This is a genomic window from Rathayibacter sp. PhB1 (assembly GCF_004362935.1).
GTDB lineage: Bacteria > Actinomycetota > Actinomycetes > Actinomycetales > Microbacteriaceae > Rathayibacter > Rathayibacter festucae.
On record NZ_SNYD01000003.1, the window covers coordinates 223,542 to 249,358 of the forward strand.

Here is a 25,817-nt window from a genome sequence, read left to right on the forward strand (position 1 = left end):
CCCTAGATTCCGGGCGTGCACGCCACCTGGACGCTCGTCAGTCCTCGGTCCAGCGGTACCAGTGCGCCAGGACGACCGGGCCGAGCTCGAGAAGAGGAGAAGCGTCCCGGCGCCGGCGCTCCTCGGCGCTCCCGGTCAGGCCGATCCGCGCGTCGGGCGACATCGGCAGGATCTCCAGGACGACGTCCCCGGAGTCCGCGCCCAGCTCGTCCAGATCGAGCACCCATTGCCCGCCGTCCCAGAACTGATCGGCGACGACCTCGCCGCCGACGAGGATCCGGGCGACGTCGCCGGCCCAGTGGATCTCGAGCTCGCGCCGCTGCGCCGCCGGATCGGTCTCCGGCAGCTCGAGCCGGTGCGCGGCCGCGGCGGCGAAGTCGGCGTCCCGGGGTGCGGAGGCGCGCCCCGCGGACTCGCCGTAGGACACCGGCACGGCGTCGCTCGCGCGGAGCAGGGGCGCCTCGACCGCCTCCGTCTCCGGCCGCATCGACGCCGACGATCCGGCGACCGGGACCAAGCGCTGCCCCTCCGGGTCGAAGACGCGCGGCAGGCGGCTCCCCGCCCGGACGTCCCCCGCGATCCGCCCCGCTCCGTCGAGCCACACGGGGTCCTCCGAGAGGACGAGACGGCGCTCCCCCGAGCCGGCGTCGACGAGCACCGACGCCTCCTCGCCCGCCTCCGCGGACAGGATCAGCACCGAGCACGCTCCGCCGTCGCCCTGCGCCCGCACCAGCACCGGCTCCTCGACATCGAGGCGGAGGAGCGCGCCGTCCCGCCGCTCCCCGTCCACCTCCAGCCGCGTGCCCTCGGCGAAGGCCAGCTCGGCGACGACGCCCGCGGCCGCCACCAGGACCAGCGTCGGCTCCGCCCCGTCGAGGAGCGTCAGCGGCGTCGCGGTCGCCCAGTCCAGCCGGACCCCGCCGACCGTCAGGCGCACCGGCCAGACCGCCAGCGTCCCGGCCGGCACGGGCGTGCTCACCGAGGGGAACCGCACGACCTCGTCGTCGAGACCCACCTCGAGCACCACGCCCGGGTGCTCCGGCAGCGGCTCGTGCGGCTGGTGCCAGGTGACGAAGACGAAGCCGCTCGCCCCGTCGCTCCGCAGCGCCCAGCGCAGCGTGTCCGTGTCCTGCTGGCTCGACGGCAGCTCGTCCGGCAGCGTCGACGGCATGTCGGCGAGCCCCTCGCCGAACGCCTCGAGGAAGGCGTGCTGGCGCCGCAGCAGCGCGAGGGTCGGCGACGGCCGGCCGCTCGCTCCGATGGGCGCGCGGAAGTCGTAGTCGAACCGCGGCAGGTCGTTCGGGTAGCCGGTCGCCTGCGACTCCTGCAGCCCCTCGGCCGCGACGCTCCGCGGGTTCGTCCCGCCGGCGTACATGTAGTAGCCCTGCCAGGCCGAGCCGTTGCCGATCTTGGTGTGCGCGACCGCCGCGATGTCGAGCGGCTGCACCGCCGGGCGCCGGTGGTAGGCGGTGGCCATGCCCCCGCCGAGCTCGCAGGTCGCCGGCGGGTAGTCGAGCGAGGGGGCGCGGGGCGTCACCGCGTCCGTCGTCGCGCCGCGGACGTCGGCGCCGATGCCCGGGTCGTCCCACTGGTGGCTGAAGAAGAAGTGGTCGCGGAACGTCGAGTCCCACGGCGAGTCGGACTCGACCCAGAAGCCGTCCGCGTAGCCGCCGAACAGCGGCAGCACCTCGTCCAGCGGCAGATCGGCGCCGCCCCAGCCCGTCGACGTCCAGATCGGAGCCGTCAGCCCCGCCTCCCGGGCCAGGCCCTTGAGGGTCCTGATGTGCTCGGGCTGGTCGTAGATCTCGTTCTCGATCTGGATCGCCACCACGTTGCTGCCCGGCCCGCACCGCGACGCGAGCTCGCCGCCGAGCGCGTCGAACCAGTCCCGGACGAGCGCGAGGTACCCCGGGTCGTCCGTCCGGTGCTCCACCTCGGCGGCCTGCACCCAGTCCGGGAACCCGCCGTTGCGGACCTCGCCGTGGCACCACGGCCCCACCCGCAGCACGACGTCAAGGCCGATCTCCGCGCACAGGTCGACGAACGCGCCGACGTCGAGGTCCCCGTCGAAGCGGCGCTCCCCGCGCACCTCCTCGTGGTGGATCCAGATCACGTAGAACGCCACGACCGTCACGCCGCTCGCGCGCATCAGCCGCAGCCGCTCCTCCCACCGCGCGCGCGGCACGCGGCTGTAGTGCAGCTCGCCGGAGACCGGGACGAAGGGCCGGCCGTCGCGCAGCACGGAGCGGCTGGTCAGCCGCCAGCGGTCGTGGCGGTCGACCGCGTTGCTCATCGCTGGCTCCCGCGCGGGCGCGGCCCACGGGAGGTGCCGCACGGTGGCGGCGCTGACGGTGTCCTGGCGTGCTGCGGTCATCGAGATGCTCCTTCGGATCCGGTCGACGATCCCGTCCACGCTAGCGGGAGGCCGATCCGCACCCGCCGCCTCAGCGCCGCGCCCGCGTCGACGCCCGCGCGACCAGCTCCGGCAGGAACACCGTCTGCCGCGGGATCAGCTCCGGGTCCGCCGCCTCCTCGAGCAGCACGCGCAGCGCGGTCCGCCCGATCACCGAGCTCGGCTGCCGCATCGAGGACAGCGGCACGGCGGCGGCCGCGGCGAAGGAGATGTCGTCGAAGCCGATCAGCGCGATCTCGTCCGGCACCAGCATCCGCCCGTCCACGGCGAGCGCCTGCAGCAGCCCGAGCGCGACCAGGTCGTTGGCCGCGAAGAGCGCGTCGGGGCGGTCGCGCCGCGGCCGGGCCAGGATCCGCATCCCGGCGGCGACCCCCTGCGCGACGGTCAGCGCCGTGGTCGCCACCACCTCGAGATCGACCGACGCATCGCTGTTCTCCACCGCGACCCGAGCGCCCGCCAGCCGGTCGGTGACCTGGCGGATCTCGAACGGCCCGCCCACGAAGGCGAGCCGGCGCCGCCCGGTCGCGATCAGGTGCTCGGCCGCCATCCGCCCGCCGGCCACGCTGTCGACCGAGACCGAGCTGTAGCGCCCGTCGCCGCTGAAGCGGTCGACCAGCACGACCGGCACCCCGCGCCCGCGCAGCTTCTCCAGCCGCTGCGAGATGTCGCCGTACGGCGCGATCAGCACGCCGCGCACCTGCTGCTCCTCGAACAGGTCGAGGTACTGCCGCTCGCGCGACGGGTCCTCGTCGGTGTTGCCGTAGAGCACGGCGATCTGGTGGCGCGACGCCTCGTCCTCCGCGCCGCGGACGACGTCGTTGAAGAACGGGTTCTGCCCGTCGAGCACCACGAAGCCGACGGTCGAGCTCACGCCGTTGCGCAGCTTCCGCGCCGCGTCGTTCCGCACGTAGCCGAGCGACTCGACGGCGGCGTTCACCCGGGCGAGCGAGTCGTCGGAGACCTCGTCCGGCCGGTTGAGCACGTTGGAGACCGTGCCGACCGAGACGCCGGCGCGCAGGGCGACGTCGCGGATGCTCACTCGCGCCACATCGCCTCCCCTGGAACGCCGAGCCGCATCTCGCGTTGACCGCTCCGGCTCAGCGTCCCTATAGTAGCGATGAAGCTGGATGAATCGATTCAGGTCCTCTTCACCGAAGCCGGGACCTGACCGCGATTCCCCTCGATGAGGAGGTACCACCCGTGGCATCAGATCCGCCACCCGCACTCGAGCTCGCCCGCGTGGTCAAGGCGTTCGGCGCCGTCGTCGCGCTGCGCTCGGGCACCATCGCCGTGCACCGCGGGTCGATCCACGCGCTGGTCGGCGAGAACGGCGCCGGCAAGTCGACGCTCGTCAAGATCATCGCCGGAGTGCACCAGCGCGACGCGGGCGAGTTCCTCCTCGACGGCGAGCCGGTCGACTTCTCCTCGACCGCGCAGTCGAAGGCCGCGGGCATCGCCGTGATCTACCAGGAGCCGACGCTCTTCCCCGATCTCAGCGTCACCGAGAACATCTTCATGGGCCGCCAGCCCCGCGGTCGCCTCGGCCGCATCGACCGCAAGGCGATGCGCACCGAGGTCGTCGGCCTCTTCGAGCGCCTCGGCGTCCGGATCGACCCCGACCGCCCCGCCGAGGGCCTCTCCATCGCCGACCAGCAGATCATCGAGATCGCCAAGGCCATCTCGCTCGACGCGAAGGTCCTCGTGATGGACGAGCCGACCGCCGCGCTCTCCGGCGTCGAGGTCGAGCGCCTCTTCACCGTCGCCCGCTCGCTCCGCGACGAGGGCCGCGCGCTGATCTTCATCTCGCACCGCTTCGACGAGGTCTTCTCCCTCTGCGACACCATCACCGTGATGCGCGACGGCGCCTACATCTCCACCACCGCCACCGAGGACGCCACCGTCGACGGCATCGTCCGCGAGATGGTCGGCCGCGACATCACCGAGCTCTTCCCCAAGCAGGCGACCGAGATCACCGACGTCCTGCTCGAGGTCACCGGCCTCACCTCGGCCGGCGTCTTCCACGACATCTCCTTCACCGTCCGCGCCGGCGAGATCGTCGGCCTGGCCGGCCTCGTCGGTGCCGGCCGCAGCGAGGTGGCCCGCGCCGTCTTCGGCGTCGACCCCTACGACTCCGGCTCGGTCACCCTCGTCGGCGGCCGGATCCCGGCGGGCAGCCCCTCGGCCGCGATGCGCGCCGGGCTGGCGCTCGTCCCCGAGGACCGCCGCAAGCAGGGCCTCGTGCTCGACTCCTCCGTCTCGCGCAACATCACGATGGCGATCCAGGAGTCGCTCTCCAGGGGCGGCCTGATCACCGGCCGCCGCGAGAACACCGCCGCGCGCGACTGGGCCGCGCGCCTCGAGGTCAAGACCGACGCGCTCGACACCGTCGCCGGCACACTCTCGGGCGGCAACCAGCAGAAGGTCGTGCTGGGCAAGTGGCTCGCCACGAACCCGAGGGTCCTGATCATCGACGAGCCGACCCGCGGCATCGACGTCGGCACCAAGTCCGAGGTGCACCGGCTGCTCTCGCAGCTCGCCGGAGAAGGGATGGGGATCCTGATGATCTCGTCCGAGCTGCCCGAGGTGCTCGGCATGGCCGACCGCGTCCTGGTGATGCGCGAGGGGCGGATCACCGCCGAGCTCGACCGGGCCGAGGCCACCAGCGAGACCGTGATGCTCGCCGCCACCCGAGGAGCAGCCGCATGAGCACCGCCCAGGCACCGACGCAGAAGCGCGTGCCCGCCGCCAAGCCCAACGCCTTCGCCTCCGGGTTCGGCTCCTTCGTCCGGGCCCGCGAGACGGGCATCCTGCTCGCGCTGGTCCTCGTCGTCATCGCGACGACCGCGAAGAACCCGACCTTCCTCTTCTCCCCCGACGGCTGGCGCGACCTGCTGCTGACCCCGTCGATCCTGATCCTGATCGCGGTCGGCCAGGCCATCGTCGTCATCACCCGCTCGGTCGACCTCTCGGTCGGCTCGATCCTGGGGCTGACCGCCTACCTCACCGGCCGGCTGTTCCTCGACGTGCCGGGGATCCCGATCCTCGCGGTCTTCGCCGCCGGCATCGTCTTCGGCGGACTGCTCGGGCTGATCAACGGCGCGCTCGTCGCGTTCGCGAAGGTCCCGGCGCTGGTGATCACCCTCGGCACGCTCTACGCCTACCGCGGCATCAACGTCGCCTGGACGGGCAGCGACCGGATCAACGCGTCCGACATGCCCAAGGACTTCCTCGCCCTGGGCACCGGGCAGTTCCTCACCATCCCGTACCTCACGATCATCGCGCTCGTCGTGCTGATCGCCGCCGGCTGGTACCTGCGCAACCAGCGCGCCGGCCGCGAGTTCTACGCGATCGGCTCCGACCCGGACGCGGCGCGGCTCTACGGCCTGCCCGTCACCCGGCGCATCCTGGTCGCCTTCGTCGTCTCCGGCGCGCTGACCGGCCTGGCCGGCGTCCTCTACGCCGCGCGCTACGGCACCGTCAACTCGCAGGCCGGCTCCGGCTACGAGCTCGACGCGGTCGGCGCCGCGGTGATCGGCGGCGTCGCGATCTTCGGCGGCTCCGGCACGGTCTGGGGCGCGGCGATCGGCGCCGTGCTGCTGCTCACCATCAACCGGGCCCTGCCGATCCTGGGCGTGCCCGACTTCTGGCAGCGGGCGGTGGTCGGCGTGCTGATCATCGGCGCCATCGTGCTCGACCGCGTGCTCTCCCTCCGACAGTCCCGCAAGCTCCTCGAAGAGAGGGACGACTCCTGATGAGCCTCGTCACCGACACCACCGCCGTGCGCACCGCGCGCGAGTACCGCGACTACGCCCGGCCGGCCTGGCAGCGCGTCCTGTTCAGCCGCGAGACGGCGATCGTCCTGCTGCTGATCCTCGTGATCGTCGTCGCCTCCGCCTCGGTGAAGAGCTTCGACAAGCCGATCACCATCACCTACCTCTTCCTCGACATCGCGCCGACGCTGCTGATCGCGCTGCCGATGACGCTGATCATCATCACCGGCGAGATCGACCTGTCGGTCGCCTCCACCGTCGGGCTGGCAAGCGTGCTCACCGGCACGCTGCACCAGGCCGGAGTGCCGTTCGAGGTCGCCGCGCTGGTCGCGATCGTGGCCGGCGCGGTCGGCGGAGCGCTGAACGGCTTCCTCGTCACCGTCGTGGGGCTGCCCTCGCTCGCCGTCACGATCGGCACGCTCGCGCTCTACCGCGGGCTCGCGGTCGGACTGCTCGGCACCACCGCGGTCACCGACTTCCCCGAGTTCTGGACCGACCTCGCGAAGGCGAAGCTCGTCGGCCCGGTGCCGCTGGTGGTGCTGCCGTTCGCGATCCTGGCGATCGTCTTCGCGGTGGTGCTGCACTCCACCCGCTTCGGCCGCGGCGTCTTCGCCATCGGCCTGAACGACGAGGCGGCGATCTTCTCCGGCGTGAACGTGAACCGCACCAAGTTCATCCTGTTCGTGGTCTCCGGAGCCGTCTCCGCGCTGGCCGGCATCTACTACACGCTGCGCTACGGCTCCGCCCGCGGCGACAACGCGACCGGGCTCGAGCTGCAGGTGATCGCCGCCGTCCTGCTGGGCGGCGTCTCGATCTTCGGCGGCCGCGGCGCCCTGCACGGCGTGATCGCCGGCGTGATCCTGATCGGAGTGATCGCCTCGGCCCTGCGCCTCGCGAACGTCACCTCCGACGTCATCAACATCATCACCGGAGTGCTGCTCGTGCTCTCGGTGGTGTCCACCAGCTTCCTGGCCTGGCTGTCGCGACTGCGGCGCTCGGGCAGGAGACGCCCCTGATCCCGCATCACCGGCACAGCACCCGCACCACCTCGCACCACCCCCACAGCACCTCGACGAAAGGCAGACGATGATGTTCTCCTCCCGTGGGCGCCGCCTCGGCACCCTCACCGCACTGGCCGTCTCGGTCGCGCTCGTCGCGACCGGCTGCTCCGCCTCCGACGGCGACTCCGGCTCGGACGCCGGCGGCGACTCCGGCTCCGGCGACTACTCGATCACCTTCCTGCCGAAGAACCTCGGCAACGCGTACTTCGACACCTCCGACGCCGGCGGCGAGAAGGCCATCGAGGAGTTCGGCGGCACCTACGCCGAGGTCGGCCCCGCCGAGGCCTCGCCCGACGCGCAGGTCTCCTACATCAACACGCTCACCCAGCAGGGCGCCGGAGCGATCGTCGTCTCGGCGAACGACCCGAAGGCCATCTGCGACGCGCTGAACGAGGCGCGCGACAACGGCACCAAGGTCGTCACCTTCGACTCCGACACCAACGCCGACTGCCGCGACCTCTACATCAACCAGGCCACCGCCGAGGGCATCGCCAAGGCGCAGGTCGACCTGATCACCGAGCAGATCGGCGACAGCGGCGAGGTCGCGATCCTCTCCGCCTCCGCGAACGCCACGAACCAGAACGCCTGGATCGAGCTGATGGAGGAGGAGCTCACCGCGAACCACCCGGACGTGACGCTCGTCGACACCGTCTACGGCGACGACGACGACCAGACCTCGTTCGACAAGACCGCGGCCCTGCTGCAGACCCACCCCGACCTCAAGGGCATCATCTCGCCCACGACGGTCGGCATCGCCGCCGCCGCCCGCTACCTCTCCACCTCGGACTTCAAGGGCAAGGTCGCGCTGACCGGTCTCGGCACGCCGAACCAGATGCGCGAGTTCGTCGAGGACGGCACCGTCACCGCGTTCGCGCTGTGGAACCCGGGAGACCTCGGCTACCTCGCCGCCTACGCCTCCAAGGCCCTGATCGACGGGGACATCACCGGTGCCGAGGGTGACACCTTCGAGGCCGGCGACCTCGGCTCCTTCACCGTCGACGCCGACAACACCGTCCTGCTCGGCGACCCCTTCACCTTCACCGCCGACAACATCGCCGACTTCGACTTCTGACCCGTTCCGCAGCCATGCTGATCGAGCCATGCTGATCGAGTAGCGCCCGCAGGGCGCGTATCGAGATCCACCGTCCCGGAAACGGTGGGTCTCGATACGCCGCTCCGCGGCTACTCGACCAGCATGTCTCCTGCTGGACCAGCATGTTCCATGCTGATCGAGCAGCGCCCGCAGGGCGCGTATCGAGATCCCTCACCGAAAGGCCCCACCCCATGCAGCGCGTCTGCTTCCAGCTCCAGGTGCGACCGGAGCGCATCCCCGAGTACACCCGCCGCCACGCGGCCATCTGGCCCGACATGGCCGCCGCCCTGAAGGCCACCGGCTGGAACAACTACTCCCTCTTCCTCCGCCCCGACGGCCTGCTGATCGGCTACTTCGAGACCCCGTCCCTCGACGCCGCCCGCGCCGGGATGGCCGCCACCGAGGTCAACGCCCGCTGGCAGGCCGAGATGGCCGAGTTCTTCGTCGAGCTCGACGGAGCCCCCGACACCGGCTTCCTGCAGCTGACCGAGGTCTTCCATCTCGAGGACCAGCTGCCCTGACTCCCTCCTCCTCCCCGACACCCATCGGACAGAGCCGCGGCTCCGAATGATGCACGGGGTCGATCGAGGAGGTCGCAAGGATGTCGTTCAACAGTCGCCGCTGGCAGGTGCGCACCATCGTGGCCCGCGTCCAGGCCACCGCCGCCGTCGGCACCGCGGGTCTGGACACGGCCGCCCGCGCCGACCGCAAGCTCGAGATCCTCCGCATCGCGGACGGCGTCGACGCCGGCCGGGTCAGCAACGACGAGGCCGTCGCCGCGTTCGAGCGCCTGGCGGAGGAGCTCCGTCCGCACTCCGAAGGCAGCCTGGGGTCCGCCGGGTGCTGAGCGCTCCGTGACCGCCGACGCCCTGTCCGCTCCGGAGGGCCTCGTCCCGGGCCTCGCCGACGGCGACCACGCCGCGTTCCGGCGGCTCTACGAGCGGACCGTGCGCCGTGTGCGCTCGATCACGGTCGGCATCCTGCAGGATCACGCGCAGGCCGAGGAGGTCGCGCAGGAGACCTACTTCGAGCTCTGGCGCTCCGTCGGCCGGCACGCGGTCCTGGAGGAGCAGCAGCACCTCGTCGCCGTGATCGCCCGCCGCCGCGCGATCGACCGGGTCCGCGCCTCTCAGTCCTCCCGCGAGCGCGACCACCGGTACGCGATCCACAGCTACCTCCGCGAGATCGACGAGGCGGAGTCGCACGGCGAGATCGTCGGCGAGTTCAGCCGCGCCGCCGCCGAGATCCGCCGTCTCGCGCCGAAGCACCGCGACCTGCTCTTCCTCGCCTACGTCCGCGGCCTGACCCACGCCGAGATCGCCACCGAGCTCGACCTGCCGATCGGCACCGTCAAGACCCGCCTCCGCGACACCCTCGCCCGCCTCCGCCGCGAGCTGACGCTCCCACCCCCCTGACGCGCACTGCATGCGGGTCGAGCAGCCGCACAGCGCCCCCTCCACGCTGGTCGAGCAGCCGCGCAGCACCCCGCCATGCTGGTCGAGCAGCCACGCAGCGGCGTATCGAGACCCACATCCTCAGCACGGCGGCTCTGCAGCGTCCCCTCCGACGTCGTCATCGTCCGACGCGGACGCAGAACATCAGCCAGGAGTCCGTCTCATCGCCCAGCAGCGATGACAAGCGCTTCCAGCCGATGTTCTGCCGCCGCGGCCGCGCACAACATCAGCTGAGAAGGGGGTCCCTCGGCTGACAGAGGAGGCCGGTTGCTCTCAGCTGATGTTGTGCGCAGCACCGCAGCGAGACCCACCCACGCCGAAGCCCCCGCCCTCCGAGAGTGGAGAGCGGGGGCCACGGCGACGCCGTCAGCGCGTCAGAGCGTCTGCGCGAACGGGTCGAAGTCCACCGGCACCGCGGGCACCGGCGCGGACAGCGTGCTGTCGATCGCGACGAACTCGCCGTTCTCGGCCGACTCCTGCGCCGACAGCATCACGTCGAGCACGTGGAAGCCGAGCTCACCGGTGGCCACGTGCGGGCGGTCCTCGGCGATCGCGCGGACCATGTCGAGCAGTCCGAGGCCGCGGCCGACGACCGTGCCCTTCTGCTCGATCTCGGTCCACTCCTGCTCGCCCCACTGGCCGTCGGCGATCGAGGTGCGTGCCTTCACGTAGGCGGTGCGCCCCTCGAACTGGTTCGGGTCGGGGATCACGATCGACCCCTCCGTGCCGTGGATCTCGAAGACGCCGTGGCGCTCGAGCGCGGAGTCGAAGCTGAGCAGGCTCGACGCCTGCGGCCCGGCCGCGAACGAGGTCAGCACCTGCAGCGAGGTGGGCACCTCGACCGGGAACGTCGTCCCCGCATCGGGGCCGGAGCGGATGACCCGCTCCTCGAGCTTCTTCCGCCCGAGGGCCGCGACCCGCTGGACCGGTCCGAAGAGGCTGACGAGTCCGGTGAAGTAGTACGGTCCCATGTCCAGCAACGGGCCCGCGCCCTCCGCGAAGAGGAACGCCGGGCTCGGGTGCCAGAGGTCCGGTCCGACCGTCTGGAAGACGGTGGACGCGAACATCGGCTCGCCGATCACGCCGTCCGCGATCGCGCGCTTCGCGGTCTGGAAGCCCGGGCCGAGCAGGGTGTCCGGCGCCGAGCCGACGCGCAGCCCCTTGGCGGCGGCGTCCTGCAGCAGCTGCGCGGTGCCGGCGCGGTCCAGGCCCAGCGGCTTCTCGCTCCAGACGTGCTTGCCCGCGGCGATCGCCGCGGCCGAGACCTCGACGTGCGCGGCGGGGATGGTCAGATTGACGACGACCTGCACGCCGGCGTGCGCGAGGACGTCCTCCGCCGAGCCCCAGGCGGGGACGCCGTGCTTCTCGGCCTGGCTCTTCGCCCGGTCGAGCAGCAGATCGCCGACGATGAGCACCTCGACGTCCGGGAAGGACGCGAGGTTCTCGAGGTAGGTGTCGCTGATGACGCCGACGCCGATGACGCCGATCCCGATGGGCCCGCTCATGCCGCGTACCCGCCCTTCACGAGGAAGTCGTAGCTGGCCTGGATGTCCGCGAAGACGTCGCCGGGGGCGTTGTCGTACTCGATGACGGCGTACTTGATGGCGCCCTCGCCGGCCTTGAGCGCCTCGACGAGCGGCACGTCGCCCTCGCCCGGGCGGCGCTGGTCGAGAGTGTCCGAGCCGAAGGCCGCTGCACCCGGAGCGAACGGGTTCTCGGCCGGCGCGATGCCGTCCTTGACGTGCACCGCGACCAGGCGCGAGCCCAGCTTCGACACCAGCGCGGGGCCGTCCTGGCCGCCGGTCAGCGCCCAGAACAGGTCCAGCTCGATCTCGACGCGCTCGTCGGTCGTCGCCACGAAGCGCTCGTAGGCGGTCCGGCCGTCGAAGGAGGCGATGAACTCCTGCGCGTGGTTGTGGTAGCCGACCTTCAGGCCGAAGGTCGCGGCGACCTCGGCGGCCTTGTTCAGGCGGTCGGCGATGTCCGCCACGCCGTCCTCGGTCAGCCAGCGCTCGGCCGAGACGAACGGGTCGATGACCGTCTGGATGCCGATCTGCGCGGCCGCCTCGAAGACGACCTCGGGGGCGGGCGTGGGGATGGAGCCGTCCGGCGTCCACAGCTCGTCGGAGAGCAGCGGAGCGTGGCCGGTCGGCGAGGCGAGACCGCTCGCGTCGAGCGCGGCGCGGATCTCGGCGGGACGGCGGACGAAGTCGAACGCCTCGACGTTCTTCAGTCCGATCGCCGCGAGCTTCTCGAGCGAGCCGTTCGGGTCCTCGGAGAACTCCTTGGCCAGCGTGTAGAGCTGGATGGAGGCCAGGGGCAGAGTCATGATCGATGTCGCTTTCACTGGTGATGGTGGTGCGGGCAGGACTGTCGTCTCCGACCAGCCTGTCCTATGGACGTCTGAGAAAGGCCTATCGGACTTTCTTGATGGGGAGGATGACGAGCGCGCCGACCACCGCGGCCAGTGCGCAGACCGTGAACCACAGCCCGTAGTTGTTGCCGGTCGGGTCGCTGACGTAGACGAGGATGCCGCCGACCAGCGGCGCGAGCGTCTGCGGCAGCGCGTTGGCGATGTTGAAGACGCCGAGATCCTTGCCCGAGTCGTCGGGGTTCGGCAGCACGTCGACGACGAGCGCGAGGTCGACGCCGACGTAGATGCCGTAGGCGAGTCCGAGGACCGCCTCGAGGACGTAGAAGGCGCCGATGTCCTGCACGAAGATCAGCGCGAAGGTGCCGACCGCGAAGAGCGCGGTCGAGCTCCAGACGAACACCTTGCGGCGCCCGATCCGGTCGGAGAGCCAGCCGGCGAAGTAGCTCGCGCCGACGAGGGTCACCGTGTAGATCAGCACGCTGGTGGTGATCACGGCCGGGATGCTCCCCTCCTCCACGCCGATGTGGTTGAGGAGGTAGAAGAAGCGGAACGTGGTGAAGCCGAAGCTCGCGAAGATGATCAGGAAGCGCGACCACCAGGCGAGCGCGTAGTCGGGGTTCTTGACCGGGCTGACCCAGAAGGTCTCGGCCCAGTCGCGCAGCGTCGCGCGCGGCGGTGCCTGGGGCAGGCGCTTGTCGGGCAGCACGACCGCGAAGACGACCATGGCGACGATCGCGAGGATCGACGGGGCGACGAACATCACGACCAGCTGGCCGGCGAACGCCTGGGCGACGTAGGTGCCGCCGAGGATGCCGACGTTCTGCGCGATGCCGAGCGCCGCGGTGATCTTCCCGCGCTGGAACTTCGGCACCTGGTCCGCGAGCGTCGCGGTGAAGGGCGCGAGCGTCATGTTCGCGCCGAGCTGGGCGAGCGACCAGCCGACGGTGGCGACGAGCAGGGTGGGGGCGAGCGCCATGATCGCGAAGGCGACCGTCATCAGCACCGTGCCGGTCACGATCCAGATCCGGCGGCGGCCGAAGCGGCTCGTCGTGCGGTCGGAGAGCCGGCCGACGACGACGTTCGCGATCGTGGCGAAGAGGGCGCCGAAGCCGCCGAGCACCGCCGCCGCGCCGGTCGCGCCGTCCTGCGCGATCTCGCCCGACTCGACGAGCGACTGGATCTTCAGGCCGATGCCGACGACCGCCGGCCCGAGCAGCGCGATGAAGAAGATCAGCTGCGCCGCGAGCAGCCAGAAGACGTAGCCCTTCGTCGCCGGCTCGGTCGGCTCGGAGAACGCGTGGTGCCCCCGCACCGTGGCCGTCGCGGTGGTCATGCCGGAGGGCATCCCCGCCGCGGATCCGCTGGACGTCGTCATGATCGTTCCCTCTCGTCATCGAGTGTGCAGAATCGAGCGGTCGCGCCCAAAACCTTGCGTCGTGTGGTTTTGAGTATGCAGGGCTGCTCATCTCGCCGCAACCGTCGGCCACCCGAGACCGGCCCCCGAGTTGCGCAAGATCCTGCCCCGACGACGCTAGCCCTCCCCCTCGCGCCCCCGCCGCCCCGCAGCCGAGCTGGCGCGCGACGTCCCGCGAGCAGACCCCGACGTCGGATTCAGCGCGACCGCGGACCTCGGCGGCACTGCCGCAGCTGTCGACCGCTCGCGCGAGACACCGGCTGACGCCGCTTCGGCGTCCTGCACTGGCGCTGCGCCGCGGCCGCGAGCGGCTCGCCGAGTCGTTAAACCAAGAACGGCCCGCCGAAGCGGGCCGTCCTGTTCTGTCTCAACCAGAGTGCGCCCGGAGGGATTCGAACCCCCAACCTTCTGATCCGTAGTCAGATGCTCTATCCGTTGAGCTACGGGCGCAGTCCATCGCGTGGCCTTGGGGGGCGCACGCAACGAGGTACGACTATACACATCGGGGAGCCCCTCCGCGAATCGAGCGGGCGCCCGCCCGGGCCCGCGTACCGTGGCAGTCATGGAGGCCGCCGCGATCGAGCTCGTGCGCTTCGTCGTCTCGCCGCTGCACCGGTTCGAGGGGCGGCCGGCGGACGGCCCGATCCCCTCCGAGGGCAACGAGCAGCCCGAGCGGATCGAGATCCGGGCGGGACTCGGCATCGTCGGTGACCGCTACTTCGCCCAGCGCGCGCACCGGACGGCCGCGGTCACCCTCTTCGCGATCGAGTCGCTCGAGCACGTCGCGGCGGAGCTCGGCCGTGCCGCGTTCGACCCCGCCGACACCCGCCGCAACATCATCGTGCGCGGCGCCGACATCGACGCCCTCGCCGGCCGCACCTTCGCGGTGGAGCAGGGCGGCGAGCGGATCGAGTTCCAGGGCGGCCGCCCGGCCAACCCCTGCGCCTGGATGGACGTCTCGCTCGCGCCCGGCGCCTTCAAGGCGATGCGGCGCCGCGGCGGCGTGCGCTGCGCCCCGCTCACCAACGGCCTCCTCCACATCGGGCCGGCCCGGCTGATCCTCCACCGCTCCGAGGACATGCTGATCTGAGCGGATCGGCCAGCGCCTAGGCTCTCCCCGACCGTTCCGCCCGACGACCCGACGCCCGACCACCCGAGGAGGCGCCCGTGCCCTACCCCGGCCGCCCCCTGCGCGCCCTCGCCTCGAGCGTCCGCCACGGCCTGCGCGACGTCTTCTCCACCACGCGCTCCCGGCGGCGCGACCCGCGCCGCCGCTACAAGAACACCGACGTCTCCGTCCTCCGCGTCCACCGCCGCGACGTCTACGCCCGCGTCAACACCGTCGGCCACACCGGCGAGCGCACCTTCGTCCTCGTCCCGGGCATCGGCGTCGCCGCCACCTACTTCGAGCGGCTCGCCCCGGCGCTCAACGAGTTCGGCCCCGTGCACGCGCTCGACCTGCCCGGCTTCGGCGGCGTCCCGCATCCGCCGAACGCCCGGCACATGACCATCGGCGACTACGCCGAGCTGGTCGGCGCCGTCATCGACGACCTCGGCCTCGACGACCCGGTCGTCCTCGGCCACTCGATGGGCACGCAGGTCGTCGCGGAGCTCGCCGCGCGCCGCCCCGAGCTCACCACGATCGTCCTGCTCGGCCCGGTGATGAACCCGCACGAGCGCCGCATCCCCGTCGCCGCCTGGCGCTTCGCCCAGTCGAGCATCCGCGAGCCGGTGCAGGTCGCCGTCCTCGCCGCCGCGGCGTACCTGCTCTGCGGCCCGCGCTGGTTCTCGCGGGTGCTGCCCGAGATGATGCAGTACCGGATCGAGGACGTCCTGCCCCGGATCCGCGCCTCCACGCTGGTCATCCGCGGTGAGTTCGACCGCCTCGTCCCGCGGGAGTGGGCCGAGGAGGTCGCCGAGGCGATCCCGCACGCGCGCGCCTGGGAGATCCCGGACGCCTCGCACTCGGTGATGCACGCCCACGCGGAGGAGGTCGCCCGGCTCTGCGTCGAGCACGCCCGCGCGCCGCGGCCCGACCGCGACGAAGCCGAGCTGCGCCGCTTCCCGGACGACGAGGTCGACCGCTCGCAGGAGGACGCCCCGATCGACGATCCGCTGGGCGCGATCCGCGGCCGGGTGACCGAGCTCGCCGGCATCCTCGTCGACGACGACTCGCTGATCGCCGAGGGCAAGACCCAGCACGCGGAGGCGACCGACCCGGCCGCCCTGCAGGAGTCCGACACCGATGCCGGAGACGGCGACTCCGGGCCCGGCCTCTTCGACGCGCCCGCCGCTCGCTGAGCGCGGAGCCCGCTCAGGACTCCTCGCCCACGATCTCCTCGCGGATGCGCCGCAGGTCCTCGGCGAGCGCGCCCAGCAGGATCCAGTGCTCCGGGTGCGGGGTCACGATGACGAGCGGGGCGGTCAGCGCCGGCAGCTCGTCGGTGATCGGCTCCGGCTCCGGCACCGCGACCGAGGACTGCACGAGCAGCCGCAGGTCGTGCGCCGCCCGGTGCAGCTGCACCGCGATGTCCCCGATCGTCGGCTCGCCCACCAGCTCCTGGTCGTAGAGGTCGTGCACCGTGCGGGTCATCCCGCGCACGCGCGTCACGATGCGGGCGAGCCGCGGAGTGACGGAGTCCAGCGCCAGCAGCCGGTCGCGGTGCGCGGAGCGGCGCGGGTTGAGCCGCAGCGACTCCTCACCGGTCGCGATCGCCTCCTCCGCCTTGGTCTGCATGGTCTGCAGCAGCCGCGCGTTGATCAGCAGCTCGCTGAGGCGCTCCCGGCCGACCTTGGTCTCGAGCACGTCGGCCAGGTCGTCGAGCGCCGCGGCGAGCTGCGCGGTGAGGTCGCCGACGGCCCGCTCCGCCGGCGCGAGGGTGATCGGCGGGACGATCAGCGCGTTGACGACGATCCCGACGGCCGCGCCGATCAGCGTCTCCAGGATGCGGTCCACGGCGTAGTTCGGCGTCACCGAGCCGACCGAGAGCACGAGCATCGCGCTGATCGGGATCTGCACCGCGGAGGCGGGCGTCAGCCGGACCGCCCAGCCCACGGCTATCGCGGCGACGATCGCGCCGAGGACGATCGCGCTGTCGTCGCCGAAGAGCGTGCCGATCAGCGAGCCGACGACGACGCCGATGATCACGCCGACGCTGCGCTCGAGCGCCTTCGAGAACGACTGGTTCACGCTGGGCGCGACCACCAGCAGCGCCGCGATGGCGCCGAAGACGGGCAGCGTCCCGGGGAAGATCAGCGCGGCGACGATCCAGGTGACGACGGTCGCCGCCGCCGTCTTGACCAGCTGCAGCACCGGCGGCCGCGTGTCCACGGTGAAGCTGGACGTGAGGCGCATGGCTCCACGGTAGCCGCGGCGGGCGGGCGGGGTCACTGCCTCGGCGCCGCCTCGATGCTCGCGAGCACCGCCCGCAGCCCCCGGGCGGCGTCGTCGCGGAGCGCGTCGGGCACCGCCGCCAGCAGCTCCCGCTCCACCTCGAGCACCTCCGGGAAGGCGGCGTCGACCAGCGCGGTCCCCTCGGTGGTCAGCGCGATGAGCGCGCCGCGCCCGTCCGCCGGGTTCGCGGTCCGCAGCACCAGCCCGCGGCGCTCGAGCGCGTGCAGCCGCTTCGTCACGGCCGGGGCGGAGGCGAGGCCGATCGTCCGCAGCGTCGTCGGCGACTGCGGCGCGGCGAGCCGGCGCAGCGTCGTCAGCACGTCGAACTCGCCGCGGGTCAGCTCGAAGGCGGCGAGCCGCTCCTCGGTGGCGCGCACCAGCAGGGCGGAGGCGCGGATCAGGCGACCCGCGACGTCCACCGCCGAGGTGTCCAGCTCGGGCCGCAGCCGGCGCCAGCCCGCACGGATCTCGTCGACGGCGTCCGGAGCCGCGCCGGGGTCCGGATGCGACGCGTCGCTCGACAGGAGATGATTCACGAGTAAAGTATATCTGGTTCACCCGTGAACGACCTCTCCGGCCGCTGCCGCTCGGATCCGCCCGCCGACCCGAGGACTCCGATGCCCGCCACCCCCTCCCTCCGCAGCGCCCTGCCGCACCCCCGCGAGCTCGTCGCCTTCGGCCCGCACGACGGCGCGCACCGCGTCGCCCTGCGCGCCGGGATCTCGATGGCGGTACCGCTCCTCCTCCTCTGGGTCCTCGGCCGCACCGACCTCGCCCTCTACGCCACCTTCGGCGCCTTCACCGCGCTCTACGGACGCCGGCACACCCACCGCCCGCGCCTGCTGATGCAGGCCTCGGCCGCCGCCTACCTCGTGGCGATGGTGACGATCGGCACCGCCGTCGCCCTGTCGCCGCAGCGCGACTGGCTGATCATCCCGGTGGTCACCCTCGCCGCCGTCGGCGCCGCCTACCTCAGCGACGCCCTGCACTGGCACCCGCCCGGCCCGCTCTTCCCGGTGTTCGCCGTCACCGCCTGCGCCTCGGTGCCCGTCGAGGCGACACGGATCCCGGAGGCGTTCGCCCTCGCCGCCGCCTCCGCCGCCTTCTCGCTGCTCATCGGAGTGAGCGGGATCGCCGCCCCGCGCGCCCGGCTGCTGCCCGCGACGCCGTGGCGCCCCTCCTTCCGCGCCGCCGCCGTCCGCTCCACGACCCGCGCCGGGATGCTCCGCTTCGGCGCCGTCGTGCTGATCGCCGGCGCGATCCCCACCGCGACCGGCCTCGGCCACCCCTACTGGGCGATGGTGTCGGCCGTCGCCGCCGTCTCGGGCGCCGACGCGACCGCCCGCCTCGTCCGCGCCGGCCACCGGATGCTCGGCACCGTCGTCGGCGTCGCGATCGCCGCCGCGCTGCTCGCCCTGCCGCTGTCCCCGCTCGCCACGATCGGCGTCGTCGTGCTGCTGCAGATGCTCGCCGAGCTCGTCGTCGGCCGCAACTACGGCTTGACCCTCGCCCTGATCACTCCGCTCGCGATCCTGATGGTCGAGCTCGCCCACCACACCGACGAGTTCGTCCTCCTGCGCGACCGCGCCCTCGAGACCGCGATCGGCGTCGCCGTCGGCGTGGCCGCCACCCTCCTGTCCCACGCGATCGCCTCCCGCACCACCCGCCCGACACCCGGAGGCTGAACGCCGGACAGCAGACAGCAGACAGCAGACAGCAGACAGCAGACAGCAGACGGCGTACATGCTGATCGAGTAGCCCGCGCGGACAAGGCGGCAGCCATGCTGAGCGGCCGCGCAGGGCAGGGTCGCATCCATGCTGATCGAGTAGCCCGCGCAGCGGGCGTATCGAGATCCACCCCCGCCGAGAGTCGAGTCCGCAGACCCGTGCTGCTGAGGACGGTGGGTCTCGATACGCCCCTCCGGGGCTACTCGACCAGCATGGAGAGACCCTCCGGGGCTACTCGACCAGCATGGAGGGACCCACCAGGGCTACTCGACCAGCATGACGGGCCCCTCCGGGACCACTGCACTCTCCCTCACCCGGGCACGACGGAACCCCCGGTCGGCTCGCGCTGACCGGGGGTTCCACGGCGGGGGTCGGCGGGCGCCGGACCCGATGGGCTCGCCCGCCCCCGCACGAGGCGCGGAGTCGCGCGGCGGTTTCCCCCCACCGCGCGACCCTCACGCCTCAGCTAGGCGACGAAGCTCCACTTCTGGTGGTTGCCTCCGTTGCAGGACCAGGTCCCGAGCTGACGACCCGCGGTCGTGCTCTCGTCGGGCACGTCGAGGCAGGCGCCGCTCGCGCGGTTGACGATCGTCTGACCGCTCACCTGCCACTGCGCCGTCTGTCCGGACGTGCAGGGCGCCTGCACCAGCGCGCCACCGGAACCCGAGCTCCCCGACTGCGCGAGGCAGAGCCCGCTGTGCTGCGTCTGGAACTGCACGTAGCCACCGGCCGACGCCCGGGCGAACACGGCGTTCGACCCGTTGCCGCAGGTCCACTGGACCACCTTCGAGCCGGTCGCGGTCGAGTCGTCCGCGACGTTCACGCAGAGTCCGCTCGAGGCCGACTTGATCGTCGACCGGGGCAGCGCCGGGGCGGCGTTCACCGTTCCCGCCGCGGTGTCGATGACGACCCCGTCCACCTCCGGCATGGCGACCGAGGTGTTCGACGGGAACTGCAGCGGCTGCCAGACGTAGCTGGAGTCGTTGACCGCTCCGTTGTTGGCGCCCGCCCAGCGGTCGCCCATGTAGAGATAGGACGTGCCGGCGCTGCCGCTGATGGTCGCGACGTAGGTCGGCTGCGAGCGGTTGCCGGTCGGCCCGCCGAAGTCGGTCGGCGTCGACCACGGCCCGGTGATCTTCGTGGCCGTGGAGTACTTGTTCTGGTTCGGGCTCCAGCCGGTGGTCCCGGACGAGAGCGCGAAGTAGACGCCGTTGCGCTTGAAGATCGTCGGCGCCTCGCGGGACTGGTTCTCCCAGTGCAGGCCCTGGAACGACTCGACGTTCGTGTACGACGCGTTGAGCTTGAAGATCGCCGTCGACGCGTTCGTCGTGGGGATGGCCGTCGACGAGAAGAGGTACGCCGAGCCGTCGTCGTCCTGGTACACCGTCATGTCGCGCGACTCGTAGCCCTGCGGCCGGAAGCTGCCCTGGTAGGCGTAGGAGCCGTCGATCGTGCTCGAGGTCGCGACCGCGACCCGGCCCTGCGTGTAGTCCCGTCCGTTCTCCCAGTGCATCCAGAGCACGTACTTCTGCGTCGCCGCGTTGTAGACCAGCTTCGGCCGCTCGATCGTCGAGACGTTCAGGTCCGGCGAGGAGTTCCTGGTCAGGATGTCGCCGCGGAACTCCCAGTTCTTGAAGTCGGTGGAGCGGTAGAGCGGGACCGAGATGAACCGGTTGTCCGCGTCGGTGCTCTGACCGACCCAGTAGTAGTACTGCCCCACCTTGAGCAGCCCGGCGCCGTGCCCGTGGATCGGCTGGCCCTGGGTGGTGAGGAACTGCGTGCCGTTCGTGACGGTCTGCGGCGCCGCCGTCGCGGGCGCCAGGCCCGTGACCGCGACCAGCGCCGCCGTGGCGAGCGCCATGAGCGCCAGCCGGATCCGTCCTCGTCGTTTCGTCATTGAAACTCTCCTTCTAGTTGAGGGTCATCGAGGGGACGACCCACGTGGTGGTCGACATCGCCGGAGCGGATGCCGTGAATCGGTTGCCGGCGAGCGCGGCCGGGGGCAGCGCCGCGAGGTCCTCGGACGCGCCGGTGCGCACCCCCGAGGCGGTCGCGGTGGCGGGAGCGAAGCGGCTGAGATCGTAGGTGACCGTCGCCGGCGTCGAGGTGGTGTTCACCGTGACGAGGACGACGCGCCGGCCGGCCTCGTCGTGGAAGGCGACGGTGTCGTTGTCGCTCACGCCGATCACCCGATAGCCGCGGCGGACGTAGCGGCTCCACTGCGCCATCGCCCAGAACTTCTTGTTCCGGGTGTAGCTCGACAGGTCCGCGGAGGCGTTGTTGAGGTCGGTGTCGAGCATCCCCCAGCCACCGGAGTCGACGGCCTGCCAGTAGGCGAACGCACTCGCGCCGAGCCACTTCACGTCCCAGAGGATGTTCTGCGAGAGCGTCGATCCGCTGGCGTCGCCGTTGCCGTGCTCGGAGTCCCAGATCCGCGTGCCGCGAGCGGCGGTCTTGAAGCCGGTCCGGTCGGAGCCCTCGTAGCTGTGCACGTTGTACTGCCCGACGAGGGCGCGGGTCTGCGCGGACCAGCTGTTCACCGTGTCGCGGCCGACGTCGATGCTCGTCTCCTCCGACGCCGCGATCCGCGTCGGCGAGCCCTGCCGCGCGAGCTCGTCCGCCAGGGCCCTGAGCATGGTCGCCTGGTTCGCCGGGAGCATCCGGTTGCCCTCCTGGCGGTTGCCGAAGGTCCAGTAGGCGGCGCTCGGCTCGTTGACCGGCGAGAGGGTGCGGAAGGGCACACCCCAGGTCGTGCGGAAGCGCTCGTTGACCGTCACGAGGTAGCGGGCGAAGGCCTCGTAGCTGTCGGGGCGCAGGTTCTCGGCGGCGTTCCTGCCCCCGGTGACGCTGCCCGAGATCGTCATCCACCAGGGCGGCGAGTTGGCGAAGGACTCGGCGAGGAAGTCGCTGGCCGGGATCCGCGACTTGGCGGCCTGGAGGAACCAGCGCTGATTCGGGTCGGCCGACCAGTCGTAGGCCGCCGAGGCGGACGCGAGGTAGCCGGGGATGCGGGCGCGCAGATCCATGTGCCCGGGGTAGGCCGGGTTCTCGCCGCCGCCGATGTTGTAGCGGACGATGTTCAGCCCGAGACCCTTGTCACGGTCGAAGAGCAGATCGGCGTAGGTGTCGCGCACCGTCTGCGTGCCGCCGATGCGGTGCGCGAACCAGCAGAGCGCTGTGCCGAAGCCCTCCCACACCGGTCCGCGCTGCGCCGGGTCGACGACCGCCGTGCCGGTGGCGGCGTGCGCGGGTGCGGCGCCCGACCCGGCGACCGCCGTGACCGCGCCCGTGAGCGCCGCCGTGCCCGCGAGGGCGAGAAGCCCTCTCCTGTCCATCGTCATGGGTACCTCCTCGTACCTGTGGTGCTCGTGCCGCGGCGCTCGATCGGCGTGTCCCCTGCACGGATGTCCACGTCAACATCACTCCGCCGAACGTAGCATGGCAGCGCAACCATCTCCAGTCCGATCCACGCCACTCCGATCAGGAGCCTCGGACGGGGGTCACCCACGTCCGCAGACGGATCGTCGTCCCCGGGTGCCCTCTGAGCGACGCTCGCGGGAACGAAGGACCCCCGGTCGGCTCGCGCTGACTCGGGGGTCTGACTGGCGGTATTGATCGGGCCCGCCGCGGTGGATGCCGACTCAGGTCGCCGGCCTAGTCGACCTTGCTACCCCTCACCGCTGAGACGACGAGCGCACCAGAGCTGATCACCGCAGGGACGAAGCCGAGCAATGACTCCGCTGGGAAGCCCTGCACGATGAGCACGACACCGGCCGCGAGGCCTCCGATGGCGAGGAGCTGCGAACCGATCGCTCCGACGACCACACCGACGGATTCCGCCCTGGTGAGCCGAGTCAGCGCTCCCGCGCGAGCATGTTCATTGGCGACATGCGCATCGACGATCTTCTCGGCGCTGCCCGGAACGACGCGCTCGTATCCTTCGATCATCGCAACCGGAGGGAGAGGACCTCGAAACGATCGGCTCCGAGCGATCGCCTCTACCGTGCCGGAGCGTTCAGATTCTTCTTCGATCTCGGCGTCGATCGTTCGATCGATGAGACCTCGGTCGGCGTCGGGTGACCAAGCGCCTTCTTCATCTCGCCCAGGCGCCGTCTGTCGCCCGTCATTCCCACGAATGCGCCATGGGTCAGGCCCCTCATCGCTGCTCGAGCTGTCGGTGTCATCTGGCAAACCTACGTCCTCCGCCGGGCGAGAAGGAGCTCTCGCTGTGTCATCGACCGAGAGCCTAGGCAGCTCAGGCACCGGGGGTACGAGAGGCGCGTTTCCTCTGTCGCTCCACGTGACCGGCCCCGTCCTCGAGAGCTTGACAGCTGTCACCATCCGCCTCCGCCGACGGTGACGCGCGGGCCAAGAACGACAGAACCCCCGGTCGGCTCTCGCTGACTCGGGGGTTCTGACTGGCGGTACCGGTGGGATTTGAACCCACGGTGGACGCAAGCCCACACATGTTTTCGAGACATGCTCCTTCGGCCGCTCGGACACGGTACCGAGGACGAGTGTACGCGAGGCTCCGGAATCCCGCCAATCGGCGCGGGAACCGCGGCCGAGCGCGGGCGTGCGGCCGTCGCCGAGGCGTCAGGCGGGCTCGGGCAGGAGGAAGGCGAGCACGCGCTCCCACTCGGAGACGGCGAGCAGGTGACCTCGGCCGGGCACGACCTCGAGGCGCGAGTCGGGCAGGCGGGCGGCGTACCACTCGCCGTGCTGGCGGCCGACCGTCGCGTCCTCGCCGCCGTAGAGGAGCAGCGCCGGGGCGTCGACCGTCTCGACCGCGAAGCCCCACTCCTGGAGGGTGTAGCCGACGATGTCCGCGGCCTGGCCGAGGTTGCCCTGGGCGACGGCGCGCTCGAGCATCGCCAGGAGCCGCTCGCGGACCCCGGGCGCCTCGAGCACGTCCTCGTCGGCGGCGTCCCCTCCGAGCACGCCGAGCAGCGACTCGGGGGCAGGTGACGGGCCGAACGCCGTGTCGAGCGCGGCGGCGAGGGAGCGGACCGCCTCGTCCACCGGCAGCTCGCGCAGCTGCTCGAGCATCGCCCGGTTCTGCTCGCCGACCCACGGCACGGCGTCGTCCGGCGCGGGAGTGCCGAGGACGGCGACGCGCCCGACCAGGCCCGGGTAGTTGGCCGAGAGGGCGAGGGCGACGCGGCCGCCCGCCGACCAGCCGGCCGCGGTGACGGAGGCGATGCCCGCGGTGGCGAGGTACTCGGCGATGTCGGCGGCGGCCTGCTCCGGGCTCGCCCCGGCACCGGCGCCGGCGGGATCGACGTCGGTCAGCAGCTCCGAGGCGCCGTAGCCGGGGCGGTCGAACGAGAGCAGCCGCACGCCGTGGCGGGCGGTGGCCGCGGGGTCGGGGTCGAGTCCGGCGGCGCCGGGTGCGGGGTGCACGAGCACGACGACGTGCTCGGCGCCCTCCGGGCCGGACCAGGCGACTCCGAGCGCGCGGCCGGACTTGAGCGTGTGCACCGTCGAGGTCATGGGCCCAGTCTCCCGCAGACGACCGACACCGCCCGTGCGCCGCTCTGGTGCTGCCAGGACTCCTCCCCACCGGGACGTCCGGCCGGGTGTCCACAGTCCGGGCGCGGCGCGTCCCGGTGTCGGCGGTGCCCGCTATCGTCGAAGACACGTTCGAAGGAGCGCTCCGATGTCGGAGGCCGGCCGTAGCGTCGCCGGCGCTCCCTCGCTCCACCACTGCCCCGCACTCCCCCCGGCCCGGAAGGACCCCATGGCCTCCTCGAAGACGCGCACCGCCGCCTACCGCTGCTCCGAGTGCGGCTGGACGACCGCGAAGTGGGTCGGCCGCTGCGGCGAGTGCCAGCAGTGGGGCTCCGTGATCGAGAGCACCGAGCGCACCGGCCTGGTCCGCGCGGTCGCCGCTGTCGCCCCCACCGCGGCGCGGCTGGCCAAGCCGATCACGCAGATCGAGACCACCTCCGCCGCCCACCGGCCCACCGGTGTCGGCGAGCTCGACCGCGTGCTCGGCGGCGGCATCGTCAACGGGGCGGTCGTCCTCCTCTCCGGTGAGCCCGGCGTCGGCAAGTCGACGCTGCTGCTCGAGGTCGCCTCGCGCGCCGCCGCCGAGGGCCAGCGCGTCCTCTACGTCAGCGCGGAGGAGTCCGCCGCCCAGGTCCGCATGCGCGCCGAGCGCACCGGCGCCATGCACGACAGCCTCTTCCTCGCCGCCGAGACCGACCTCGCCACCGTCCTCGGCCAGATCGACGAGGTCCGCCCGGACCTCCTGATCGTCGACTCGGTGCAGACCGTCGCGAGCGACACGGTGGACGGCCTGCCCGGCGGTCCGAGCCAGGTCCGCGAGGTCGCCTCGACGCTGATCCGCGTCTGCAAGGAGCGCGCGCTCCCCCTCGTCCTCGTCGGCCACGTCACCAAGGACGGCTCGATCGCCGGCCCGCGCCTGCTCGAGCACCTCGTCGACGTCGTCTGCCACTTCGAGGGCGACCGCCAGACGGCGCTGCGCTTCGTCCGCTCGCTCAAGAACCGCTTCGGCCCCACCGACGAGGTCGGCTGCTTCGAGATGACCGCGGAGGGCATCGCCGAGATCCCCGACCCCAGCGGCCTCTTCCTCAGCCGCACCCGCTTCCCCACCCCGGGCATCTGCGTCACCGTCGCGATGGAGGGGCGACGCGCCCTGCCCGTCGAGATCCAGGCCCTCGTCATCGCGAACGACGGCGACCACCCGCGCCGGGTGACCAACGGCGTGGACGCCTCCCGCGTCGCGATGATCCTCGCGGTGCTCGAGCGCCAGGCCGGCATCCCGCTCCGCCGCTGCGACGTCTACGTCTCGACGGTCGGCGGCGTGAAGCTGATGGAGCCGGCCGCCGACCTCGCCATCGCCGTCGCAATCGCCTCGGCCCACGCCTACACGCCGCTGCGCCCCGGCATCGCGGCCTTCGGCGAGATCAGTCTCTCCGGAGACATCCGTCCGGCGTCCGGCGCGAAGCAGCGCGCCAACGAGGCCACCCGGCTCGGCCACCCCTCCCACCTGGACTCGAGCGCCTTCACCCTCTCGAGCGCGATCACCCACGCCCTCGTGCCCGTGCCGACCCGCATCCCCGTCGGCTGACGGCCCCCGCGCCGGACCGC

The 25,817-nt window shown here is 72.0% G+C and carries 22 protein-coding genes and 2 tRNA genes; 11 read left to right on the forward strand and 13 right to left on the reverse strand.

Features of this window, described 5'->3' with window-relative positions; all coding sequences use genetic code 11:
• Positions 1–37 precede the first annotated feature (37 nt).
• Positions 38–2,374, reverse strand: coding sequence for a beta-galactosidase (locus EDF17_RS08865; protein ID WP_123447047.1), 2,337 nt, complete (start codon positions 2,372–2,374; stop codon positions 38–40).
• Between the two features lie 70 nt (positions 2,375–2,444).
• Entirely contained in the window at positions 2,445–3,461 is a 1,017-nt protein-coding gene (locus tag EDF17_RS08870; RefSeq protein ID WP_123705492.1) for a LacI family DNA-binding transcriptional regulator, read from the reverse strand.
• 152 nt (positions 3,462–3,613) lie between these two features.
• On the opposite strand from EDF17_RS08870, the gene EDF17_RS08875 reads away from it, so the two are divergent.
• The 7 genes from EDF17_RS08875 to EDF17_RS08905 all read left to right on the forward strand — a co-directional run bounded on the left by EDF17_RS08875 (position 3,614) and on the right by EDF17_RS08905 (position 9,752).
• Positions 3,614–5,119 (forward strand): sugar ABC transporter ATP-binding protein, encoded by a 1,506-nt coding sequence (locus tag EDF17_RS08875; protein WP_123446765.1) that lies wholly within the window; start codon positions 3,614–3,616, stop codon positions 5,117–5,119.
• Positions 5,116–6,165 (forward strand): ABC transporter permease, encoded by a 1,050-nt coding sequence (locus tag EDF17_RS08880; protein WP_123446766.1) that lies wholly within the window; start codon positions 5,116–5,118, stop codon positions 6,163–6,165. Before EDF17_RS08875 ends, EDF17_RS08880 begins: the two co-directional genes overlap by 4 nt.
• Positions 6,165–7,199: an ABC transporter permease gene (locus tag EDF17_RS08885; RefSeq protein ID WP_123446767.1), complete on the forward strand. Its 1,035-nt coding sequence runs from the start codon at positions 6,165–6,167 to the stop codon at positions 7,197–7,199. Before EDF17_RS08880 ends, EDF17_RS08885 begins: the two co-directional genes overlap by 1 nt.
• 70 nt (positions 7,200–7,269) lie before the next feature.
• Positions 7,270–8,316, forward strand: coding sequence for a rhamnose ABC transporter substrate-binding protein (rhaS, locus tag EDF17_RS08890; protein ID WP_123446768.1), 1,047 nt, complete (start codon positions 7,270–7,272; stop codon positions 8,314–8,316).
• A gap of 212 nt (positions 8,317–8,528) precedes the next feature.
• The gene (locus EDF17_RS08895; protein ID WP_123446769.1) at positions 8,529–8,858 is read left to right on the forward strand and encodes an L-rhamnose mutarotase; all 330 of its coding nucleotides are present in this window, start codon (positions 8,529–8,531) and stop codon (positions 8,856–8,858) included.
• 80 nt (positions 8,859–8,938) lie between these two features.
• Positions 8,939–9,184 carry a hypothetical protein gene (locus tag EDF17_RS08900; RefSeq protein ID WP_123446770.1) on the forward strand — a complete coding sequence of 82 codons (246 nt, stop codon included), beginning with the start codon at positions 8,939–8,941 and terminating at the stop codon, positions 9,182–9,184.
• A 7-nt stretch (positions 9,185–9,191) separates the two neighbouring features.
• Positions 9,192–9,752 carry a sigma-70 family RNA polymerase sigma factor gene (locus tag EDF17_RS08905; RefSeq protein WP_123446771.1) on the forward strand — a complete coding sequence of 187 codons (561 nt, stop codon included), beginning with the start codon at positions 9,192–9,194 and terminating at the stop codon, positions 9,750–9,752.
• Between the two features lie 413 nt (positions 9,753–10,165).
• On the opposite strand, the gene EDF17_RS08910 is transcribed toward EDF17_RS08905, so the two are convergent.
• From EDF17_RS08910 to EDF17_RS08925, 4 genes are all read right to left on the reverse strand, one after another.
• Entirely contained in the window at positions 10,166–11,296 is a 1,131-nt protein-coding gene (locus EDF17_RS08910) for a Gfo/Idh/MocA family oxidoreductase (RefSeq protein ID WP_123446772.1), read from the reverse strand.
• Positions 11,293–12,120, reverse strand: a complete 828-nt coding sequence (locus EDF17_RS08915) for a sugar phosphate isomerase/epimerase (RefSeq protein WP_123446773.1) — start codon at positions 12,118–12,120, stop codon at positions 11,293–11,295. The genes EDF17_RS08910 and EDF17_RS08915 overlap by 4 nt, the downstream gene beginning before the upstream one ends.
• Before the next feature lie 85 nt (positions 12,121–12,205).
• The gene (locus EDF17_RS08920; protein ID WP_208110589.1) at positions 12,206–13,540 is read right to left on the reverse strand and encodes an MFS transporter; all 1,335 of its coding nucleotides are present in this window, start codon (positions 13,538–13,540) and stop codon (positions 12,206–12,208) included.
• A gap of 416 nt (positions 13,541–13,956) precedes the next feature.
• A tRNA-Arg gene (locus EDF17_RS08925) sits at positions 13,957–14,029 on the reverse strand.
• Positions 14,030–14,141: 112 nt separating this feature from the next.
• Here EDF17_RS08925 and EDF17_RS08930 point away from each other — a divergent pair.
• Both EDF17_RS08930 and EDF17_RS08935 read left to right on the forward strand, forming a co-directional pair.
• Positions 14,142–14,669, forward strand: coding sequence for an MOSC domain-containing protein (locus EDF17_RS08930; protein WP_123446774.1), 528 nt, complete (start codon positions 14,142–14,144; stop codon positions 14,667–14,669).
• Between the two features lie 77 nt (positions 14,670–14,746).
• Positions 14,747–15,880, forward strand: a complete 1,134-nt coding sequence (locus EDF17_RS08935; protein WP_123446775.1) for an alpha/beta hydrolase — start codon at positions 14,747–14,749, stop codon at positions 15,878–15,880.
• A gap of 13 nt (positions 15,881–15,893) precedes the next feature.
• Here EDF17_RS08935 and EDF17_RS08940 read toward each other — a convergent pair whose 3' ends face one another.
• Positions 15,894–16,934, reverse strand: coding sequence for an FUSC family protein (locus EDF17_RS08940; protein WP_123446776.1), 1,041 nt, complete (start codon positions 16,932–16,934; stop codon positions 15,894–15,896).
• A gap of 32 nt (positions 16,935–16,966) precedes the next feature.
• Positions 16,967–17,509, reverse strand: a complete 543-nt coding sequence (locus tag EDF17_RS08945) for a MarR family transcriptional regulator (protein ID WP_123446777.1) — start codon at positions 17,507–17,509, stop codon at positions 16,967–16,969.
• 81 nt (positions 17,510–17,590) lie between these two features.
• On the opposite strand from EDF17_RS08945, the gene EDF17_RS08950 reads away from it, so the two are divergent.
• On the forward strand, positions 17,591–18,658 hold the full coding sequence (locus EDF17_RS08950) for an FUSC family protein (RefSeq protein ID WP_123447049.1): 1,068 nt from the start codon (positions 17,591–17,593) through the stop codon (positions 18,656–18,658).
• 509 nt (positions 18,659–19,167) lie between these two features.
• On the opposite strand, the gene EDF17_RS08955 is transcribed toward EDF17_RS08950, so the two are convergent.
• The 5 genes from EDF17_RS08955 to EDF17_RS08975 form a co-directional block, all read right to left on the reverse strand.
• Positions 19,168–20,598: an RICIN domain-containing protein gene (locus tag EDF17_RS08955; RefSeq protein ID WP_208110590.1), complete on the reverse strand. Its 1,431-nt coding sequence runs from the start codon at positions 20,596–20,598 to the stop codon at positions 19,168–19,170.
• 13 nt (positions 20,599–20,611) lie between these two features.
• A complete protein-coding gene (locus EDF17_RS08960) occupies positions 20,612–22,042 on the reverse strand; it encodes a glycoside hydrolase (RefSeq protein ID WP_123446779.1) in 1,431 nt (476 codons plus the stop codon).
• A gap of 313 nt (positions 22,043–22,355) precedes the next feature.
• Positions 22,356–22,892: a hypothetical protein gene (locus EDF17_RS08965; RefSeq protein WP_133671964.1), complete on the reverse strand. Its 537-nt coding sequence runs from the start codon at positions 22,890–22,892 to the stop codon at positions 22,356–22,358.
• A 228-nt stretch (positions 22,893–23,120) separates the two neighbouring features.
• Positions 23,121–23,210 (reverse strand) — tRNA-Ser (locus EDF17_RS08970).
• Between the two features lie 87 nt (positions 23,211–23,297).
• A complete protein-coding gene (locus EDF17_RS08975) occupies positions 23,298–24,194 on the reverse strand; it encodes an alpha/beta hydrolase (RefSeq protein ID WP_123446781.1) in 897 nt (298 codons plus the stop codon).
• A 247-nt stretch (positions 24,195–24,441) separates the two neighbouring features.
• On the opposite strand from EDF17_RS08975, the gene radA reads away from it, so the two are divergent.
• Positions 24,442–25,797: a DNA repair protein RadA gene (radA, locus tag EDF17_RS08980; protein WP_123446782.1), complete on the forward strand. Its 1,356-nt coding sequence runs from the start codon at positions 24,442–24,444 to the stop codon at positions 25,795–25,797.
• Positions 25,798–25,817 lie beyond the last annotated feature (20 nt).